The sequence below is a fragment of the Corynebacterium sp. KPL2895 genome (assembly GCF_040225815.1).
Classification (GTDB): Bacteria; Actinomycetota; Actinomycetes; order Mycobacteriales; family Mycobacteriaceae; genus Corynebacterium; species Corynebacterium rhinophilum.
This window is the reverse complement of record NZ_JBEHFY010000012.1, coordinates 22,588-39,426: the sequence shown is the minus strand read 5'-3', so window position 1 is coordinate 39,426 and position 16,839 is coordinate 22,588. Positions and strand designations below refer to the sequence as shown.

16 protein-coding genes are annotated in these 16,839 nt (G+C 61.0%); 11 read left to right on the top strand and 5 right to left on the bottom strand.

Annotated features, from left to right (window positions below; genetic code table 11):
- Positions 1–12: 12 nt before the first annotated feature.
- The 4 genes from ABRP95_RS06905 to ABRP95_RS06890 are packed head-to-tail and all read left to right on the top strand — an operon-like array spanning position 13 to position 3,436.
- Positions 13–1,416, top strand: coding sequence for a ComEC/Rec2 family competence protein (locus ABRP95_RS06905; protein WP_349839138.1), 1,404 nt, complete (start codon positions 13–15; stop codon positions 1,414–1,416).
- Between the two features lie 7 nt (positions 1,417–1,423).
- Entirely contained in the window at positions 1,424–2,392 is a 969-nt protein-coding gene (gene holA / locus ABRP95_RS06900; RefSeq protein WP_284853584.1) for a DNA polymerase III subunit delta, read from the top strand.
- Between the two features lie 10 nt (positions 2,393–2,402).
- Positions 2,403–2,792, top strand: a complete 390-nt coding sequence (locus ABRP95_RS06895; RefSeq protein WP_284770236.1) for an ankyrin repeat domain-containing protein — start codon at positions 2,403–2,405, stop codon at positions 2,790–2,792.
- The gene (locus tag ABRP95_RS06890; protein WP_284770237.1) at positions 2,789–3,436 is read left to right on the top strand and encodes a LysE family translocator; all 648 of its coding nucleotides are present in this window, start codon (positions 2,789–2,791) and stop codon (positions 3,434–3,436) included. Before ABRP95_RS06895 ends, ABRP95_RS06890 begins: the two co-directional genes overlap by 4 nt.
- Here the strand turns inward: ABRP95_RS06890 and ABRP95_RS06885 are convergent.
- Positions 3,433–4,794, bottom strand: a complete 1,362-nt coding sequence (locus tag ABRP95_RS06885) for a type II restriction enzyme (RefSeq protein ID WP_349839137.1) — start codon at positions 4,792–4,794, stop codon at positions 3,433–3,435. The two genes, ABRP95_RS06890 and ABRP95_RS06885, sit on opposite strands and share 4 nt — an antisense overlap.
- A complete protein-coding gene (locus tag ABRP95_RS06880) occupies positions 4,787–5,629 on the bottom strand; it encodes a DNA adenine methylase (protein ID WP_284770239.1) in 843 nt (280 codons plus the stop codon). The genes ABRP95_RS06885 and ABRP95_RS06880 overlap by 8 nt, the downstream gene beginning before the upstream one ends.
- 341 nt (positions 5,630–5,970) lie before the next feature.
- Between ABRP95_RS06880 and ABRP95_RS06875 the strand changes: the two genes are divergently transcribed.
- Positions 5,971–6,549 (top strand): TetR/AcrR family transcriptional regulator, encoded by a 579-nt coding sequence (locus tag ABRP95_RS06875; RefSeq protein WP_284770240.1) that lies wholly within the window; start codon positions 5,971–5,973, stop codon positions 6,547–6,549.
- A 98-nt stretch (positions 6,550–6,647) separates the two neighbouring features.
- Here the strand turns inward: ABRP95_RS06875 and rpsT are convergent, their stop codons facing one another.
- Positions 6,648–6,911 (bottom strand): 30S ribosomal protein S20, encoded by a 264-nt coding sequence (gene rpsT, locus ABRP95_RS06870; protein ID WP_023023493.1) that lies wholly within the window; start codon positions 6,909–6,911, stop codon positions 6,648–6,650.
- A gap of 25 nt (positions 6,912–6,936) precedes the next feature.
- On the opposite strand from rpsT, the gene ABRP95_RS06865 reads away from it, so the two are divergent.
- Positions 6,937–7,068, top strand: a complete 132-nt coding sequence (locus ABRP95_RS06865; RefSeq protein ID WP_284805852.1) for a hypothetical protein — start codon at positions 6,937–6,939, stop codon at positions 7,066–7,068.
- 65 nt (positions 7,069–7,133) lie between these two features.
- On the opposite strand, the gene ABRP95_RS06860 is transcribed toward ABRP95_RS06865, so the two are convergent.
- Entirely contained in the window at positions 7,134–7,670 is a 537-nt protein-coding gene (locus tag ABRP95_RS06860) for a type II toxin-antitoxin system PemK/MazF family toxin (protein WP_284782310.1), read from the bottom strand.
- Positions 7,671–7,688: 18 nt separating this feature from the next.
- Between ABRP95_RS06860 and lepA the strand changes: the two genes are divergently transcribed.
- The 4 genes from lepA to efeB all read left to right on the top strand — a co-directional run bounded on the left by lepA (position 7,689) and on the right by efeB (position 14,042).
- On the top strand, positions 7,689–9,539 hold the full coding sequence (gene lepA / locus ABRP95_RS06855) for a translation elongation factor 4 (RefSeq protein ID WP_349839136.1): 1,851 nt from the start codon (positions 7,689–7,691) through the stop codon (positions 9,537–9,539).
- A 250-nt stretch (positions 9,540–9,789) separates the two neighbouring features.
- Positions 9,790–11,688, top strand: coding sequence for a phospholipase C (locus ABRP95_RS06850; protein ID WP_284782312.1), 1,899 nt, complete (start codon positions 9,790–9,792; stop codon positions 11,686–11,688).
- Between the two features lie 3 nt (positions 11,689–11,691).
- Positions 11,692–12,813, top strand: a complete 1,122-nt coding sequence (locus ABRP95_RS06845; protein ID WP_284770244.1) for an EfeM/EfeO family lipoprotein — start codon at positions 11,692–11,694, stop codon at positions 12,811–12,813.
- The gene (gene efeB, locus ABRP95_RS06840; RefSeq protein WP_284770245.1) at positions 12,813–14,042 is read left to right on the top strand and encodes an iron uptake transporter deferrochelatase/peroxidase subunit; all 1,230 of its coding nucleotides are present in this window, start codon (positions 12,813–12,815) and stop codon (positions 14,040–14,042) included. The genes ABRP95_RS06845 and efeB overlap by 1 nt, the downstream gene beginning before the upstream one ends.
- A gap of 223 nt (positions 14,043–14,265) precedes the next feature.
- Here efeB and ABRP95_RS06835 read toward each other — a convergent pair whose 3' ends face one another.
- Entirely contained in the window at positions 14,266–15,255 is a 990-nt protein-coding gene (locus tag ABRP95_RS06835) for an HNH endonuclease signature motif containing protein (protein WP_410755785.1), read from the bottom strand.
- 157 nt (positions 15,256–15,412) lie between these two features.
- On the opposite strand from ABRP95_RS06835, the gene ABRP95_RS06830 reads away from it, so the two are divergent.
- Entirely contained in the window at positions 15,413–16,789 is a 1,377-nt protein-coding gene (locus ABRP95_RS06830; RefSeq protein WP_349839135.1) for a M20 metallopeptidase family protein, read from the top strand.
- The last annotated feature ends 50 nt before the right edge of the window (positions 16,790–16,839 follow it).

Below are 16,839 nucleotides of genomic sequence, written 5' to 3'. Positions count from 1 at the left end.
GGCCACGCCGCGATGAAAGAACTCCGTCTGCTGCCCGGCGCCCTGACCGCATGGGTGGCGGTCATCGCGGTGCTCGTTTTCGGGCAGGGGTGGGCCGTGGCGTGCATCGGCAGTGTCGTAGGAATATGCCTGCTCGCCCGGCACTGGGGCCAAGCCATCTTTTGCGGCGTGCTCGCCAGCGCCGCCGCCTTCGTAGCAGGCGTGCGACAGGCGCGTGCGGCCGCCTTTGACTTTGGCCGCGAGATTACCGGCCGCGTGGTCACCGCGCCGACCCAAACGAGCACCGGCGGCTGGCTCATCCGGCTCGATGTCCCGGGCTACCCCGCGCAGCTTCCGGTCTTTAGCCCCGAGCCACTGAGCGTCCCTGCCGGAACGCAAGTCACGGCAGCGGTACAGCTTTCCGAGTCCGACCAACCCGGAGTCGGGAACGTGATAGCCAACGCCCCCCACTTGAGCATCGCCGCGCCACCTTCGGGCCTAGCCGGCTGGGCCGCACGGGTGGCCGATAACTTCCGCGCGGTCGTACTAGAGGCGGTAGGCCCGAGCAGCCAGGGGCTCATCCCAGGCATGGTGCTTGGCGATACCTCCCTGCAAAGTCCCGCCGAGCGCGAACTCTACATCGATACCGGGCTATCGCACCTCAGCGCTGTATCCGGTGCCAATGTGGCCATCGTCTGTTCCTTCGCCGCCATCGTTTGCGCCGCGTGCGCCGCCGGACCGCGCACCAGGGTGGTGGTGTCCTTGGCCGCGCTAGCCACCTATGTCGTCTTGGTGGGACTTGAACCGTCGGTGCAGCGCGCGGCTGTCGCCGGGGTAGTAGGCCTGCTCGCGGTGCTGCACTCTTCCACCATGGAACCCATCCACGCGCTCAGCCTCGGCATCCTCACCCTCCTTTTCGTGGATTCGGACCTCGCGGTGCATTTTGGCTTCGCGCTATCGTGCGCGGCGACCTTCGGCATCGTCATGCTAAGCCCGCTTATCTATTCGCAGCTCGCGGTCACCGGCTGGCCCGCCATCTTCCTGCGCGCTATTGCCGTGGCGATTGCCGCCGATATCCTCACCCTGCCGCTTATCGCCCTCATGTCCGGTGAGGTATCCGTCGTCTCGGTCCTCGCCAATGTTTTGGTAGCACCCGCCACCGCACCCATTACCGTGGTAGGGCTGCTCGCGGCCATCGCCGCGCAGCTAGGCCCCTTGAGCATCGTCGCCGCGGGATTATTAAAACTCATCGAACCCGCAGCGTGGTGGATCAATACCATCGCCCACGGCGTGGCTAGCCTGCCCGTGGTCACCATCACCGCCCACCCGCTATTTACGCTCCTCGCGTACGGATGGGTCATCGCAGGGCTGCTGTATTACCGGCCATGGCTGACCTTGGCGGGGGTTATCGCTTGTCTGGGTCTGTTTGCCGCCTAGCGCTAAAATGATGGACATGCCTCCCGTACACCTCATTCTCGGCGACGATGAATTCCTCACCGAACGCGCCCGCCACACCATTCACAAGGCCGCGGCCGAAGTCGAGGCCAATCGCCCCGAATTGATGATGCTCAAGGCCTCCGAGGTTTCCGAGGGCGAAATCCTGGAGGCCACCAGCCCGTCGCTGTTTGGCGATAACCGCGTCATCGTCATCACGGACTGCGAACGCGCCGGGAAAGAGGTAGTCGATATCATCCTGCGCGCCTGCGTTAATCCTGCGCCGGGCATGACCATGGTGGTGGTCTATTCCGTGGCCGCGAAAACGCTGAAGAAAAAGAAGAAGGCGCCCGAGCTAGTGGCGAAGCTGCGCAAGATTGCGGAGGTGCACGAGGTCTTTTCGCTCTACTCCAATGAGCTGGGGCAGTGGGCCACCCGCGAGTTTGCCTCCCACGGCGTTCGCCCCACCCCGGACGTCGTGCACGCGGTACTCGACGGCGTCGGCTCCGACCTCCGCGAGCTTGCCTCCGCCATCTCCCAGCTCGTGGCCGATACCGGTGGCAACGTGACGCAGGAAGCGGTGCGCAATTATTACGTCGGCGTGGCCGAGGTTGCCAACTGGGACATTGCCGATGCCGCCGTCGCCGGCCGCGTCGAGGCCGCCGTCTCCACCTGCCGGCGCGCCCTCCAGCTCGGCGCCAGCCCCGTGGCCATCGCTGCGGCCTTGGCCAATAAGGTCGGCGCCATCGCGCGCCTGTATTCCGCCCGCGGGGACCAGTACACACTTGCCAGCCAAACCGGGCTTGCCCCGTATGTGGTGAAAATGACCCAACCGGTAGCTAGGCGCTGGACCGCCGATGACATCACCGCCGCCGTCATCCTCGTCTCCGAACTGGACGCCGCCGTTAAAGGCCAAGGTGGTGAGCCCGAATTCGCCGTTGAGGCGGCCGTAAAACGAGTCGCGGAATTGGCACGTTAAGCTAGAGCCCATGTCTGAGGAACAAGTGCAAGAATTCGCCGGTCGGCTCTTTGACATGGCGCGGGAGGGAAACCCCGATCTCCTGAACTATATTGACCAGGGCGTCAATATCAATCTGGTCAACCAAGACGGCCAGTCTTTTCTCATGCTTGCCGCCTACCACGGCCACGCGGATCTCGTTACCGCGCTGGCGGGCGCCGGTGCCGACGTGAACTTGCTCAATGATCGCGGCCAATCGCCCCTGGCAGGTGCGATCTTCAAAAAAGAAGACGCGGTTATCGATGCCCTCCTAAACGCCGGCGCCTCCGCTACCGCCGGCCAGCCAACCGCCATTGATTCGGCCCGCATGTTTGGCCGCGAGGATCTGCTCGGTCGCCTGGAAGGCGAGTCCGCGCAGTGAGCTGGACTTCCTTTTTCACCATTCTCCTGATGAACCTGGTGGGCGTGGCCTCGCCAGGCCCAGATATCATCCTGGTCACCCGCTATGCCACCAAGTCGCGCCGCCACGCCATCGCTGCGGCCGCGGGCATTCAAATCGGCGTGTTGTTCTGGTGCGGTGCCACGGTCTTTGGCGCGGCCGCCCTTCTGACCGCCTTCCCCGGAATCTTAGGGGCGGTCCAGGCAATCGGCGGTAGCTTCCTCGTTTTCATGGGATGGCGGGCGCTGCGCAGCGGCCTCGAACAGCGCACCAACCCGCCCGTTGATTTGGAGGACGCCGAGGCCAAACTGGGCCGGCTGCGCCATTCCTTCAAGATGGGGCTGGCAACGAACCTGTCCAATCCGAAGATCGTGTTGTTCCTCGCCGCCATGATCGCCCCGCAGCTGCCGGCATCCCCACCGTTGTGGTTGGCCATCGCCTTAACCCTGGCGCTGGCGCTATCGGCCTTCGCCTTCTTCCTCGTGGTGGCCACGGTGATTTCCACGAATGCGGTGCGCCGCAAGCTCATCGCTGCCGGTCCGTGGATCGATATCGGATCGGGCCTGTTCTTCATCATCGCCGGCGTCGCGCTCGTGGTCGCTGGTGTACAACAGCTCGTGGCTTAAAGCCCCGGCAAAGTCTCAGGTTCGCCCTCTGCCACCACATCCAGCGCCCACTGGATCCACCGCGCCACCGTCGAGGCCCTCCGCCTCGCCGTGCCAGCGCCCAGGCCGAGTCCTTCTATCGACGCCGCAATCTCGTGCGTTTCGGCCACCTTCCCGCGCCGCAGGCTCATCTCCAGCGCCTGCCGGAAAACCCGCCGTGCCGCCAACGCGCGCAGCAGGGCAGCGTTGCGCCCATCGCGTCGGGGCTGTGTGATGGCCTTTTCGCCGCGAGGGGTGAGCTGATAGTGGCCATCGGCAAGCGCCAGCAGCCCGAGATAGCAGGCCGCATTGGCGTAATAGTCTGCCTGGCGCAGATGGAAGTCGTACTGCTCCGCAATTTCCTCCTTGCTCATCGGCTGCTGCGCAATGAGCTCCACCAGGTTGACCACGCGCTCGAAGCTATTGGCCTGCGGGAAGGGAATCCCCGCCGGCTCCGGCTCAGCCTCGACGGAGCCAATAATGCCCAGCGCATCATCCACACTGAGGTGCGAAGCGCTAAGCGCGTAGCGGGCGTGGTCTACCAGCGCGATGCTGCGGAAATCCGCGGGAGCACTGAAATCGTACCGATACAGGTGGAAAATCCCATTCGAGTAGACCAAAAACACGGGCACCACTGCCTTAGATAGCCACTGCTGGAAGCGTCGGTACGGAAAATACAATTGCCGGCTATTGAAATCTTCGGAGATGTGATTTTTCGCCTCCACCAGCACCAAATGCTCGAGCGATTCGAAGCCGCCGTCGATTTCCATCTGCGCGCGGTCGACCTTGACTTCCAGCCCCAGATCCGGCACTGGAATCGTCATTTCCAGCGACGACATGCGCCCGGCGACGGTGGCCTGCAATGGTTCGCATCCCAAGAAGTGCTCAAGCATGCCGCTTGCCGATGCCACATTTAACGCCATCGATTCCGAGTTCACGCTCTCGATGTCAAGGGTGTCAAGGCCGGCTGGCATGTCCAACGTGCGCACAGAACTCGGCCCGGCGTGGGTCGGTTCCGGGAACCGTTCGTACAGGTCCAACGGCCCGACGAAGTATTCGCTGCGGCTAACCGGGAGAATACCCAAACCCAGTTCTTTGAAAATCCACGGGCGCGAGGTAGAAAAATCGTGCTTGGCCATCAGCCGCGGTTCCCGGCCGGAAAGCTCTTTTAGCTCTTTGGCCGTGAGGTAGAAGTATCCGTTTTCTTCCAGCTCCTCGCCACGCCCTGCGGCCATGATGCGCAGCCATCCCCAATCATCGAGGCCAAGCTTTTCGCCCTCTGGGACTCCGAAAAGCGCGCGAAGCTCCCGCTGCTCCTGGGTGCTCGGTGCTTTACTCATGGCCCACCTCGTAATTGCGCACGAGCACTTCATCTACCTTGCCGCGGCGTGATCCCACGGAATTGATGGCGCGGGTGGCCGCAACGGTGTCGATGGAATAATCTGCGTAGAGGTCGCGGATGAACTCCGTGGCGGAATTGGACAGGAGGAATTTCACGCCGCGGGCATTGAGGTCATCGCACACCGCCTTCAAGCGCTCTTGCTCCGCGCGGTCAAAACCGCCCTTTTGATAACCGGTAAAGGAGCTGGTGACGTTGACCGGGTCATAAGGCGGATCGAAATAGACAAAGTCACCTTCACCGGCATCTGCTACCGCCGCAGCGAAATCGCCCTGCGTGAAGGTGATGTCATTGTCCCAAAAATACTGGTGGACCCCGCGCAGCGTATCCGCATCACAGATGGTGGGGTTCTTATAACGGCCAAAAGGCGCATTGAATTGCCCCGCGGAATTTACCCGGTACAGGCCGTTATAGCAGGTCTTATTCAGATACAGCGTCCGCGCGGCGCGCTCTGTAGCAGATAGCGCCGCGAACCGTTCTGCATCGCGGTCTACCGCGCGCAGCTGATAGAAAAAATCCGCGTCGTTCGGGTAGGTCGATACCAGGCTAATGAGTTCTTCGACGCCTTCGCGCACTACCTCATATAAATTGATGAGCTCCGAGTTGAGGTCATTGACCCGCGCTGCGGCCGGAGTGAGCGAAAATAAAACCGCGCCACCGCCGATGAAGGGTTCATAATAACGCCGCGGTGTCCCAGCGGGCAGGGCGGCGTGAATATGCGGCAAGAGCTGGCGTTTCCCGCCGGCCCATTTCACCAGAGGCTTGACGTTGTTCATTGGTCACCTATCTTAGCCGCCCCCGCAGACACGAACACCATCACCCTTTCGAACATACAAGCCCATAAACTAAGTGTTGCAGCGCAAAATATCACGGTGATCAAGCACCTGCTCCAGCGCCTGCTTTAGTGCTTGATTCGGCGTCTGGTTCGCCGTCGTGGGTTGGGAACGCCGCGTTGACATGCTGTAACTTCGGCGATTTAAGGAGGTTAGGGAAGCCTACCAAGGGTCGGTTTTCTTGGTGGGCAGAAAGACTATAAAGTGAAGAAAAATACCATATTTATGGGGTTGAATTGTTGGGTTTCCACGGGTTGAATATCGTGAGGAAGAGGGGAGAGAGTATGCCGCGCATTTCAGAGATCCGCGTCGCAGCGCTGCGGCTTGTCATTGACCACGGGTATGACGGGTTCACCATGGAAGAGCTTGCGCACGACGTCGGGATATCTCGGCGCACCCTCTTTAACTACGTCAAGGACAAGGAGTCAGCGGTACTCGGCCCGGAAGTTTCGGAAAAGTTCGACCAACAATTGCAAAACTTCGCCGCTGGCCTGCCCACCGGCAGCTTGCGGGAGGATTCTGCAATCATGGCAAACGCGGAATTCGAGCACGCTGTGGGCAACGATCATTTCCCAGAAATCTCCCAATTGACCGCCCGAGCACTCTCCCAGGATGGGAAATTATTGTCCATGTACTGGCGCCGAAACGAGCGCGTCATGATGCACATCCGCCGAGCATTGCAAGCCCGCGAGGGGTGGAAGGCCTCGGATTCTCGGCTCATCCCGGCGGTCAATATCATCCACACGCAGTTTCAAACCGCCATCCAGACTTTTGTGGAAACCCATGGCCGGACATCATTGTCGGTGGCCTATGCAGATGCAGGCAAGATCTTCGAGGCCTACTTTGCCGATGATCTAGCCTAGGCTCATCACGAGCAATGAAAACGGCGCAATAAAAATCCCCCGAACAAGCCGCTGCACGCAGGCAGCGCTTTGTTCGGGGGAGACAAGAAGGCTAGTTACTAGTCCATCTTGTTGAAGGCGGTAGCCAAACCGGACTTCTTGTTAGCAGCAGCATTGCGGTGGAAGACGCCCTTGGAAACGGACTTATCCAGCGCACGGGAAGCAACGCGCAGCTGCTTTTCAGCTGCAGCCTTGTCACCAGTCTCTACGGCTGCGTGGAACTTGCGGATCTCGGTGCGAACCGCGGAACGCACGCTCTTGTTGCGCTGACGAGACTTCTCGTTGGTCAGAACGCGCTTCTGCTTGGACTTGATATTAGCCATGAAAAATACCTCTTGATAATCGAAGATGATTGATTCAGAAACAAACCCGCCGGACGTGTCCCGCGATCCCCGCCAAGGGCGGGAAACCGCTCGGCGTTGGTATTCGAAGAGCGAACCCAAGGTCCTGCCCGCCCCGACCAACGCGCCCGGAAAGTAAGTAACTTGCAAATAATAGCAGCGCAACCGCGCACGAGCCAAGTCTGCGGGCGCCGCGCCGCAGAACTACGCCCAGTGATAGCGCGAGCGCAAGCGGTTGGCAATCCTTTCGAACCTGCGTTCTGGAAAAAGGATGCCCTGCCGGCGCACCTGCTCCTCGGAAACCTCCAATAAACGGTCCAAGCGCACCCAACAATTGCGCCCGGAGGCGTCCCATTCGCCGCAGCCGATTTCCAGCCAGGCATCGTCAAGCGCATGCTCTGGGTTGGCGGAAATGAGCAGGCCGGTCACGGTGGTGCGGGTGCGCCCGACCACCAAGATAGCGCGCTCGCGGGGAGGGGACTGCTTGCCTTCCGAAGGCGTCCACACCCACACGACCTCGCCAGAATCGGCCTGGCCGTCCATATCGGGGGAGAAGAAGATGGAACGGGGGTGCGCCGCAGTGGCCTCGACCTGGATGGAGGCGGCCTTGCGCGGCTCGTGGCTTTGGGCGGATCTGTCCAGCCCTAACTGGGAGTTGATGCGGTTGAGGCCGGAGTCCACGGGCTCGCGCTCGCTGATTCCGAGCGCCTCGCGCAGACGGGTGAGCATGCCGGAATTCATGTCGACTATTGTAGACGTATGTCTGAAAACTTTGCGGCCACGACGTTTACGGATCCCTCCCGGATCCGTAACTTCTGCATTATTGCTCACATCGACCACGGAAAGTCGACGCTGGCAGACCGCATCCTGCAGCTATCTAAGGTGGTTGCGGAGCGCGATATGCGTGACCAGTTCCTCGATAATATGGATATCGAGCGCGAACGCGGCATTACGATTAAGGCGCAGAACGTGCGCCTGCCGTGGGTGCCGCAATCGGGGGCATCGACAGGCGAGCAGATCGTCATGCAGATGATCGATACTCCCGGCCACGTGGACTTTACCTACGAGGTCTCCCGCGCGCTCGAGGCGTGTGAGGGAGCCATCCTGCTTGTCGATGCCGCCCAGGGCATCGAAGCCCAAACCCTCGCCAACCTGTACCTGGCGATGGAAAATGACCTGGAAATCATCCCAGTGCTCAATAAGATCGACCTGCCCGCGGCGGATCCGGATAAGTACGCGCTGGAAATCGCGAATATCATCGGCTGCGAGCCCGAGGAAGTGTTGAAGGTATCGGGCAAGACCGGCGAAGGCGTGGTTGAGCTGCTCGATAAGGTCTGCGAGCTGGTTCCGCCGCCTTCCTCGGAGCATGCGCCCGATGCGCCCGCGCGCGCGATGATTTTTGACTCCGTCTATGACACCTACCGCGGCGTGGTGACCTATATCCGCATGGTGGACGGCAAGCTCACCCCGCGCCAGAAGGTGACGATGATGTCCACCAACGCCAACCACGAGCTGCTGGAAATCGGCATCGTCTCGCCCACGATGCAAAAGTGCGAGGGATTGGGCCCCGGCGAAGTGGGCTACCTTATTACCGGCGTGAAGGACGTGCGCGAGACTAAGGTGGGCGATACCGTTACCTGGTCCCACGGCGGCGCCGAGACCCCGCTGAAGGGCTACAAGGATCCCGATCCAATGGTTTATTCCGGGCTTTTCCCCATCTCCCAGGCCGATTTCCCCGACCTGCGCGATGCGTTAGAAAAGCTGCAGCTTAACGATGCCTCCTTGACCTTCGAGCCCGAGACCTCCGTCGCCCTTGGCTTTGGCTTCCGCTGCGGCTTCTTGGGCCTGCTGCACATGGAAATCACCCGCGACCGCCTGGAGCGCGAGTTCGGCCTCGACCTGATTTCTACCGCCCCGTCCGTGACCTACCGCGTGGTGGCAGAAGACGGCGAGGAAAGCTGGGTTCACAACCCCTCGGACTGGCCGGAAGGAAAGCTCAACGAGGTCTACGAGCCCATTGTCTCCATGACCGTCATCGTGCCCGAGCAGTTCGTCGGCCCGACCATGGAGCTCTGCCAATCCAAGCGTGGCCAGATGGGCGGGATGGATTACCTGTCCGAAGACCGCGTGGAGCTGCGCTACACCATGCCATTGGGTGAAATCATCTTTGATTTCTTCGACATGTTGAAATCCCGCACCAAGGGCTACGCCTCGCTCAACTATGAGGAGGCCGGCGAGCAGCAGTCTGACCTCGTTAAGGTCGATATCCTCCTCAACGGCGACCCGGTGGATGCTTTCTCCGCCATCATCCACCGCGATTCCGCCCAGTGGTATGGCAATAAGATGACTAAGAAGCTCAAGGAGCTCATCCCGCGCCAGCAATTCGAGGTCCCAGTCCAGGCGGCCATTGGTACCAAAGTCATCGCCCGCGAAAACATCCGCGCCATGCGCAAGGACGTGCTGGCCAAGTGCTACGGCGGCGATATCTCGCGTAAGCGCAAGCTGCTGGAAAAGCAGAAGGCGGGTAAAAAGCGCATGAAGACCTTGGGCTCCGTGTCGGTGCCGCAGGAGGCCTTCGTGGCGGCGCTGTCGACGGACGCGGACGACTAAGCACTGGAAAGCGCAGCGTAATAGTACTTTAACTTTCAGTTAACAATCTCCGCGGTGGCTGCCGCCTAAAAGCGAGGCTGAGCAGCACCCATAGGGCATTCCTGAGACTGGGAATGCCCTTTTTGAGTGTTTGCGGTTTATGGTTTCACGGCGTTTAATTTCGATTCGAAAGCGACCGATGACTCTTCGGCGAGCCACAGCCACTTTCTCCCTCTTTGTTTCACTCGTTTAACTTAAGGCGGAAAATAAGATGAAGCTTCGCTCTCGCGCTGTGGCAGTGTGCGCCGCAGCCGCTGCTACGACCTCCTTGGTCCCCGGTATCGCACAGGCAGAAACCAAGACCCCCATCGATCACGTCGTGGTCATTTACTCCGAAAACATTTCCTTCGACCACTACTTCGGCACCTACCCGAATGCACTCAATGACGAGACCGAAAAGCTGCAGGGAAGCGAGAAACCTGCCCCTAAGTTCACCGCCAAGGCCGACACCCCTAAAGCGGATAATCTCGAAAACAGCGGCAAGCTGAAGGACAATCCGAATTCCATCGATCCTTTTCGCATCTCGCCTGAACACTCCGTGACCACGGACCAGAACCACCACTACGCCGATGAGCAGGAAGCCTACAACGGCGGCAAGATGGACAAGTTCCCGGAGACTGTGTCCACGGACATCGATAAGAGCAATGAGGGTGCCTACGCCACCCCGGGCATGACCATGGGATACTACGACGGAAATACCGTGACCGGCATGTGGAACTACGCGCAGAATTTCGCGCTGAATGACAATAGCTTTTCCACCATCTTCGGCCCCTCCACCCCGGGCGCGCTGAACCTGATTTCCGGCACCGTTGCGGATGCCACCATGCACGACCCAGCCACGGGCGACCAGCAGAAAATCGAGGATGGCAAGAACCACGCCCTGGCCGGCGTATCCGAGGACGGGTCTACCGCCACCGTGGTGGGCGACCCAGACCCGCTTTTCGATGACTGCTCCAATAAGTCCTCCGCCGGTACCAACCAGGTCACCGCTATGCACTCCAAGAACATTGGTGACCAGCTCAACGATAAGGACGTCACTTGGGGCTGGTTCCAAGGCGGATTCCGCCCCACCGATGAGGCAACGAAGGACTCCCGCGCCCGCTGCGGTTCTTCGCACACCACACTGACCGGCCAGAACCAGACGGACTACAACCCGCACCACGAGCCGTTCCAGTACTACGCCTCTACCGCCAACCCACACCACCTGGCCCCGTCCAGCGATGACATGATTGGCAAGACCGACCAGGCAAACCACCAGTACGACCTCGCGGACTTCGATACCGCCATCGAGCAGGGCAATCTGCCTTCCGTCTCCTTCCTCAAGGCCGCCAACTACCAGGATGGCCACGCTGGCTACTCCAATCCGCTGGATGAGCAAGCGTTTATCACCCACTACATCAACGAGCTGCAAAACTCCCCGGAGTGGGATTCCACCGCAGTCGTCATCGCCTACGACGATTCCGATGGCTGGTACGACCACAAGGCACCGGAAATCCTCAACGGCTCCACTGATCCGCACCAGGACAAGGAAATCTGCACCGCCGCTGCCGCGAAGGTAGGCATCAAGGGTGATAAAAACGGCCAGTGCGGCCCCGGTACTCGCCAGCCGCTGTTGGTGGTATCTCCCTATGCCAAGACCAACCACATCGATTCCACCTATACCGAGCAGACCTCGGTGACCAAGTTCATCCAGGACAACTGGGGCCTCGGCCGCTTGGGCGGCGATTCCTTCGATGACCGCGCGGGTGAGCTCACCGGCATGTTCGACTTCGCGGTTGCGGAGAAGGCCCCGAAGCTCTTCCTCAATGAAACCGATGGCACTGTGGCGCAGGATTATGACTCCGTAGAGCGCGTGGATGACACCTCGCGCGCTGGCACCAACCTGAAGCCGGTTGTCGATGGCATGAATGACACCAAGGTCACCGAGCAGGGCGTTCCTGCCGTGACCACGCTGGATAAGGCCCAGCAGCCGGATACTAACCACGCCGCTTCCGGTTCCTCCAAGGTAGGCATCATCGGCATCCTCGCCGCACTGGGCGTAGCCGCCGGCATCATCGGCTGGCTCATGAGTGGTCACCCCGGCCTGGATTTGAAGAACCTGCCTTTCTAATTTATGAAGATTTCCCGTTTCGCCACCGCATTCGCGCTCGCCGTTGGGCTCTCCATCCCGCAAACGGGTACCCAGGCCACGCTCAGTGGGCAGGGCAGCGAGCAGCCCACACGCGAGCTCGCCGTGCGCGATGTGTATTCCTGCCCGGCGCCTGAGGATGTGCAGGGTGAGGCGAAATGGAAGATTAATAACACCACCGGGCTTGCCCTCACGGTCTACGTTTCCGATGACAAGGGCAATGCCTACCAGGTTCTCGAGCGCATCGGCACCCCTGCCGTTCGCGAGTGGAACCCGCAGCTGGAGGACGGAACCTACCACCTGACCTGCGTCTTCCACAACGATTCCGCCGTGGAGTCCGACGTTTTCACGGTGACGGGGTCCACCGTTACGAATGCGCCCAAGATGGTCCCCATTACGGATCACGAGGTCGCCGCGGTGTCCATCAAGCAGGCTGAAAACCAGAAAAAGCGCGTGCCTGAGTTGCAAAAGCGCGCGCATGCGCTTGCCGATGCCACTTCTTCCTCCCGCCCCGCCGCCCAAGCCGCCTACCTGGACTACCTGGAGTATTATCGCTCCTTCGACGATTCCAGCGCGGAGTGGCCCGGCCCGGATTTGGAGGGCTACGAAGACATCGAGCGCATCCTGTGGTCCAATCGCCCGCCGAGCGATGCTACCCAGCCCGCCGCCGCGCTTGCCGATGCCACCGACCAGACCGCCCACGCCCTCGACACCTCCCATTTTGCCATTCCCGCCCCGGATTATGGGCTGCGCGCGCATGAGGTGATGGAGGAGTTCGAGCGTTTTGACCTGCGCGGCGAGCGCGATTTCGGCGCCCACGCCCTGCCTACCGCCCTGCGCGGAATCATTACATCGACGCGGCAAACGCTGGATCCCGTGCGCGCTTTGGTCGAGGATCGCGGTTTAGACACCGCTCCCATCTACGACCAGCTCGCGGATTTGGACTCCCTTGCTGAGGAATTCGACGATAAATACGGTGGTGCTTCTAGCGTGGCTTTCGCCAACTGGACACAGGAGGACCGATTGCGCTTACAGGCGGGCGTCGCCAAGGCGAATGAGCTGCTCGCCCCAGTTGCCACCATGACCGTTATCCGGAGGATGAACTAGTGCCGTGCCCGTTTAACTTTTCCCGCCGCTCTTTTCTGTCTGGCCTCGCCGCCTCCGCGGCCGCAGGCGCAGCTGCCCCGGGAGCAGAAGCGCAGTCCACGTCGCTTCCGCTCGAAACCACCGATTCCGTGGATCAGCCGGGCGCGCTGGATTTTCACGGCGAACACCAGCAAGGCATCATAAATCCCCCACAGAAATACTCGGAAATAGTGGCGTTGGACGTGCAGGTCAAGACAAAGGCCCGTTTGGACAAGCTCCTGCGCACGCTAAGTGAAAGGGCACGCATCTTAACCGCTGGTGGCACTCCCGCGCCCGATGGCATTGCTTACCCGGCAATGGATTCGGGCGAGCTGGGCCCTGAGCTTCCGGCCGATCACTTATCTATCACCCTCGCTGTGGGCGATTCGCTTTTCGATGCCCGCTTCGGCCTCGCCGCCTACAAGCCCGCCCACCTGCGCGCGATGGAAGCGTTTGCTGATGACACCCTGCAAGAAGAAAAATGTCACGGTGACCTTGCTTTACAGATTTGCGCCGATGAACGCGATACTGTTCTCCACGCGCTGCGCGATATTTTGCGCCATACCCGCGGCGATGTGGCAGTGCGCTGGCGGCAGAACGGTTATATGAATTCCCCGCGGCCGTCGGGTACGCAGCGCAATCATTTGGGGTTTAAGGATGGCATCGTCAATCCCGGCCCTGATGACTACGATTCGCTCGTGTGGGCCGGTTCGGATGAGCCCGATTGGGCTGCGGGCGGTAGCTATATGGCGGTGCGGCTTATTGCCATGTACACCGAGTTTTGGGATCGCATTTCCATCGCCGAGCAGGAGCAAATCTTTGGCCGCGACCGCGTAACCGGCGGCCCACTATCGGGCGGCGACGAGCACGCCGAACCAGATTACCTCGATGATGCCACCGGCGATGTGATTCCCACCGATGCCCACATCCGTCTGGCCAATCCTCGCACCCCAGACACCGCTGACCAGTTGATGCTGCGCCGCGCTTATAACTATGACAATGGCGTGCGCGATAATGGCACCCTCGACGTGGGCCTGGTGTTTATCTCCTTCCAGCAGGACTTGAAGCGACAGTTCATCACGGTGCAAAAACGCCTCGAAGGCGAACCGCTGGCGGACTATATCCGCCCCTACGGCGGCGGCTATTTCTACGCACTTCCCGGCGTTGCCGATGATTCCGATTATTTCGGCCGCAGCCTCCTCGAAGCCTAAAATCCCGCTGCCCAGCTAATCTCTGGCTAACCACGTATTTGCTTCCACCGCAGTGCAAAGGGCGTGGCATTGCCTCGATCTTGTGAGAAGGCACACCAAAACGCACCGCCAGCACACAGGGCCCACGACACGCCAAACTGGCAACCGCTGGACCAGTGATTGCTAAAAGTGGTGGCAAGTTGAAGAGCGACAGCAGGCGGAGCGCCGCTTTCCAGGGGAGCACCTAGCTGGGCGGCGAGGCCCAAGGCGGGAGCCATTCGATGCGGCCGCGATGGCGATGCAGGCGGCCGCGCACCGGCGGGGCGTGCGGGTCATCGTCGTTGACTCCGTTGTGATAGGGGCAAGCAATGGTCAGGTTGTCCATATTCGTCTCGCCGCCGTGCTTCCACGCCTGGAGATGGTGGACCTGGCATTTATCGGCCGGATAATTGCATTCTGCCCACGGGCAGGAGGGGTTTTCGGCGGCGGCCATCAGCCGCTGCTTTTCGGAAGCGAACCTGGAAGTCCTATAGAGGTTGACTGGGCCCTCGAAGGGATGGATGAGGGTGACAAGGCCGACCTCGGCAAGCTTTTTCTCCACCAACTTGGCCCCGGAAATTTCGGCACCGTTGGTCATCTGCAGCGTGACCTCTTCGCCGCCGCCGCTTAAGATTTGATCCAGTTCATCGAGGTGGATGACGATATTGGTGCTAGCCACCGGGCGGGTGGCACCACCGCGGAAGAAGATGCGGTCGACAGCCTCGAGTGGGGAGTCCTCCCCAATGGTGGAGTGCAGGTCAGCGATGAAATCGGAATCGCCGGTAATCGACAGCGTGGAGGGCCCGTCCTTTCGCCGGGTCATGCGCACCCCACGCTGGGGCTGGCGGGGAGGATACATCTCCTTGAGCCGAGTGCGCGCCAGCTTGTCGATGTCCCCCGAAGTCCCACACAACTCCGCCCGCAGCGCCCAAGCATCCCGCTTAGTCTTGGTGCGGGAGACGTATTTTTCAATCAGCTTGAGTGTGGTTAAGCAGTGCTTGGTCGCCCGGCACGTGCGCTGGCGGCGGGTGAAGGAGGTGGGGCCGAAGTAGGCATCGGCAAGCAGCAGCAATTCGCGCGATTCCTGCCGGGAAATACCGAGCCGCCGCAGATCCGCCTCGGCAAGGCCGAATACCTCGCCGAGAAGCTCCATCGGCGAGGTTAATTGGCGGGCGTAGTCCTGCAAGCGGGTCATGCCTGCGAGGTTAAGCCACCGTACACCCGCGCGAAAGCCCGCTCCGTCCCGCCTGTGGATAACTCGCCCCACGCGTCACACCTGGCGTCTCGCCGTCCATTCACCCTGTGGATAACCTGCGGTATTGTCGAATATGACAGCGAGTAAAGGAGCCCATATGACTGATCCCACGAAAATTATCCGCCCCAACCACCCCGGCCGTAAGTCCGTCCCGCGCCAAGCGCAGGAGCTGCCGCCGCTGCCGGTAACTAGGGCGCGCATCGGCAAGCAGCCGGCGACGGAGATTTTTCAGGACATGGGCGAAAACATGGTGAAGGACCTGCAGGAAATCCGGCGTGATTTGCACCGCCACCCGGAAATCGGGCTGCATCTGCCGCGCACCCAGCAAAAGGTTCTTGAAGCGCTCGAGGGACTGCCACTCGAGATCCATGTGGGGCAGGATCTTAGCTCTGTGGTGGCGGTGCTGCGCGGCGGCAAGCGCGGCGAGCGGCCGGTATCGGTGCTGCTACGCGCGGATATGGACGCGCTGGAGGTGCATGAGCAGACCGGCAGCCCCTTTGCGTCGATCAACGAATACATGCACGCCTGCGGCCATGACCTGCATACCGCGGGGCTGATTGGGACTGCACGCATGCTGTGCGAGCACCGCGAGGAGCTGCATGGCGATGTCACCTTTATGTTCCAGCCCGGCGAGGAAGGCCCGGGCGGTGCGCAACCGATGATCGAGGAGGGTGTGCTCGATGCCGCTGGCCGACGCCCAATCGCCGCCTACGGCCTGCACGTCGGCCCGCAAGACCGAGGCACGTTCCACTATGTTCCAGGTCCAATGATGGCAAGCTCGTCCAACCTGACCATTACGGTGCTGGGCAAGGGCGGGCACGGGTCCCGCCCGCACGATGCCATTGACCCCGTCGCGGCGCTGGCGGAAATCCAGATGGCGCTGCAGACCGCGCTGACGCGCCGCTTCGACGCGCTGGAGCCCATCGTTATCACCGTGACTAACCTGTGGGCAGGCAATGGTGCGTATAACGCGATTCCAGATCGCGCGGCGCTGGGGGCGACGGTGCGCGTGCTTCGCGATGAAAAGATCGACGCCGTCCGCCAAATGATCACCGAGGTCTCCAGCTCGGTGGCCGCCTCGCACCGTTGCACCGCGCAGGTGGATTTCGAGGTGTTGTATCCCATGACGAAGACGAACCCGCGGGAGAATCAATTCGCCGCCACGCTGTGGGGACAGATGTTTGGCGCAGAAAACATGCAGCCCTTCGAAGCCCCGATGATGGCCTCCGAGGACTTCGGCTATGTTCTTTCCCAAGTGCCGGGCACGTTTATGTGGATGGGTACGGCCAACCCCTCGACGCCTGAGAACCAGCGCGAGTGGAACCACTCGCCGATGATGCGTTTTGATGACTCCGTGCTCGGCATGCAGGCGGCAGCGCTCGCCGCCGTGGCTTTCGAGCGACTGGCCACCGAAAACGAGCACCCTTCCGCGCAGACCAAGGCCATGCGCGAGGCCGCCGGCGTGCAGAAATAATGATGTGTGCGAGCGCCTGGGTGGTGGCAGGCACAAGCCAGTTGACGGCC

Coding starts and splice junctions, on each gene's coding strand:
- ABRP95_RS06905 (WP_349839138.1), top strand. CDS start 13: ATGAAAGAACTCCGTCTGCTGCCCGGCGCCCTGACCGCATGGGTGGCG.
- holA (WP_284853584.1), top strand. CDS start 1,424: ATGATGGACATGCCTCCCGTACACCTCATTCTCGGCGACGATGAATTC.
- ABRP95_RS06895 (WP_284770236.1), top strand. CDS start 2,403: ATGTCTGAGGAACAAGTGCAAGAATTCGCCGGTCGGCTCTTTGACATG.
- ABRP95_RS06885 (WP_349839137.1), bottom strand. CDS start 4,794: ATGAGTAAAGCACCGAGCACCCAGGAGCAGCGGGAGCTTCGCGCGCTT.
- ABRP95_RS06880 (WP_284770239.1), bottom strand. CDS start 5,629: ATGAACAACGTCAAGCCTCTGGTGAAATGGGCCGGCGGGAAACGCCAG.
- ABRP95_RS06875 (WP_284770240.1), top strand. CDS start 5,971: ATGCCGCGCATTTCAGAGATCCGCGTCGCAGCGCTGCGGCTTGTCATT.
- rpsT (WP_023023493.1), bottom strand. CDS start 6,911: ATGGCTAATATCAAGTCCAAGCAGAAGCGCGTTCTGACCAACGAGAAG.
- ABRP95_RS06865 (WP_284805852.1), top strand. CDS start 6,937: ATGATTGATTCAGAAACAAACCCGCCGGACGTGTCCCGCGATCCCCGC.
- ABRP95_RS06860 (WP_284782310.1), bottom strand. CDS start 7,670: ATGAATTCCGGCATGCTCACCCGTCTGCGCGAGGCGCTCGGAATCAGC.
- lepA (WP_349839136.1), top strand. CDS start 7,689: ATGTCTGAAAACTTTGCGGCCACGACGTTTACGGATCCCTCCCGGATC.
- ABRP95_RS06850 (WP_284782312.1), top strand. CDS start 9,790: ATGAAGCTTCGCTCTCGCGCTGTGGCAGTGTGCGCCGCAGCCGCTGCT.
- ABRP95_RS06845 (WP_284770244.1), top strand. CDS start 11,692: ATGAAGATTTCCCGTTTCGCCACCGCATTCGCGCTCGCCGTTGGGCTC.
- ABRP95_RS06835 (WP_410755785.1), bottom strand. CDS start 15,255: ATGACCCGCTTGCAGGACTACGCCCGCCAATTAACCTCGCCGATGGAG.
- ABRP95_RS06830 (WP_349839135.1), top strand. CDS start 15,413: ATGACTGATCCCACGAAAATTATCCGCCCCAACCACCCCGGCCGTAAG.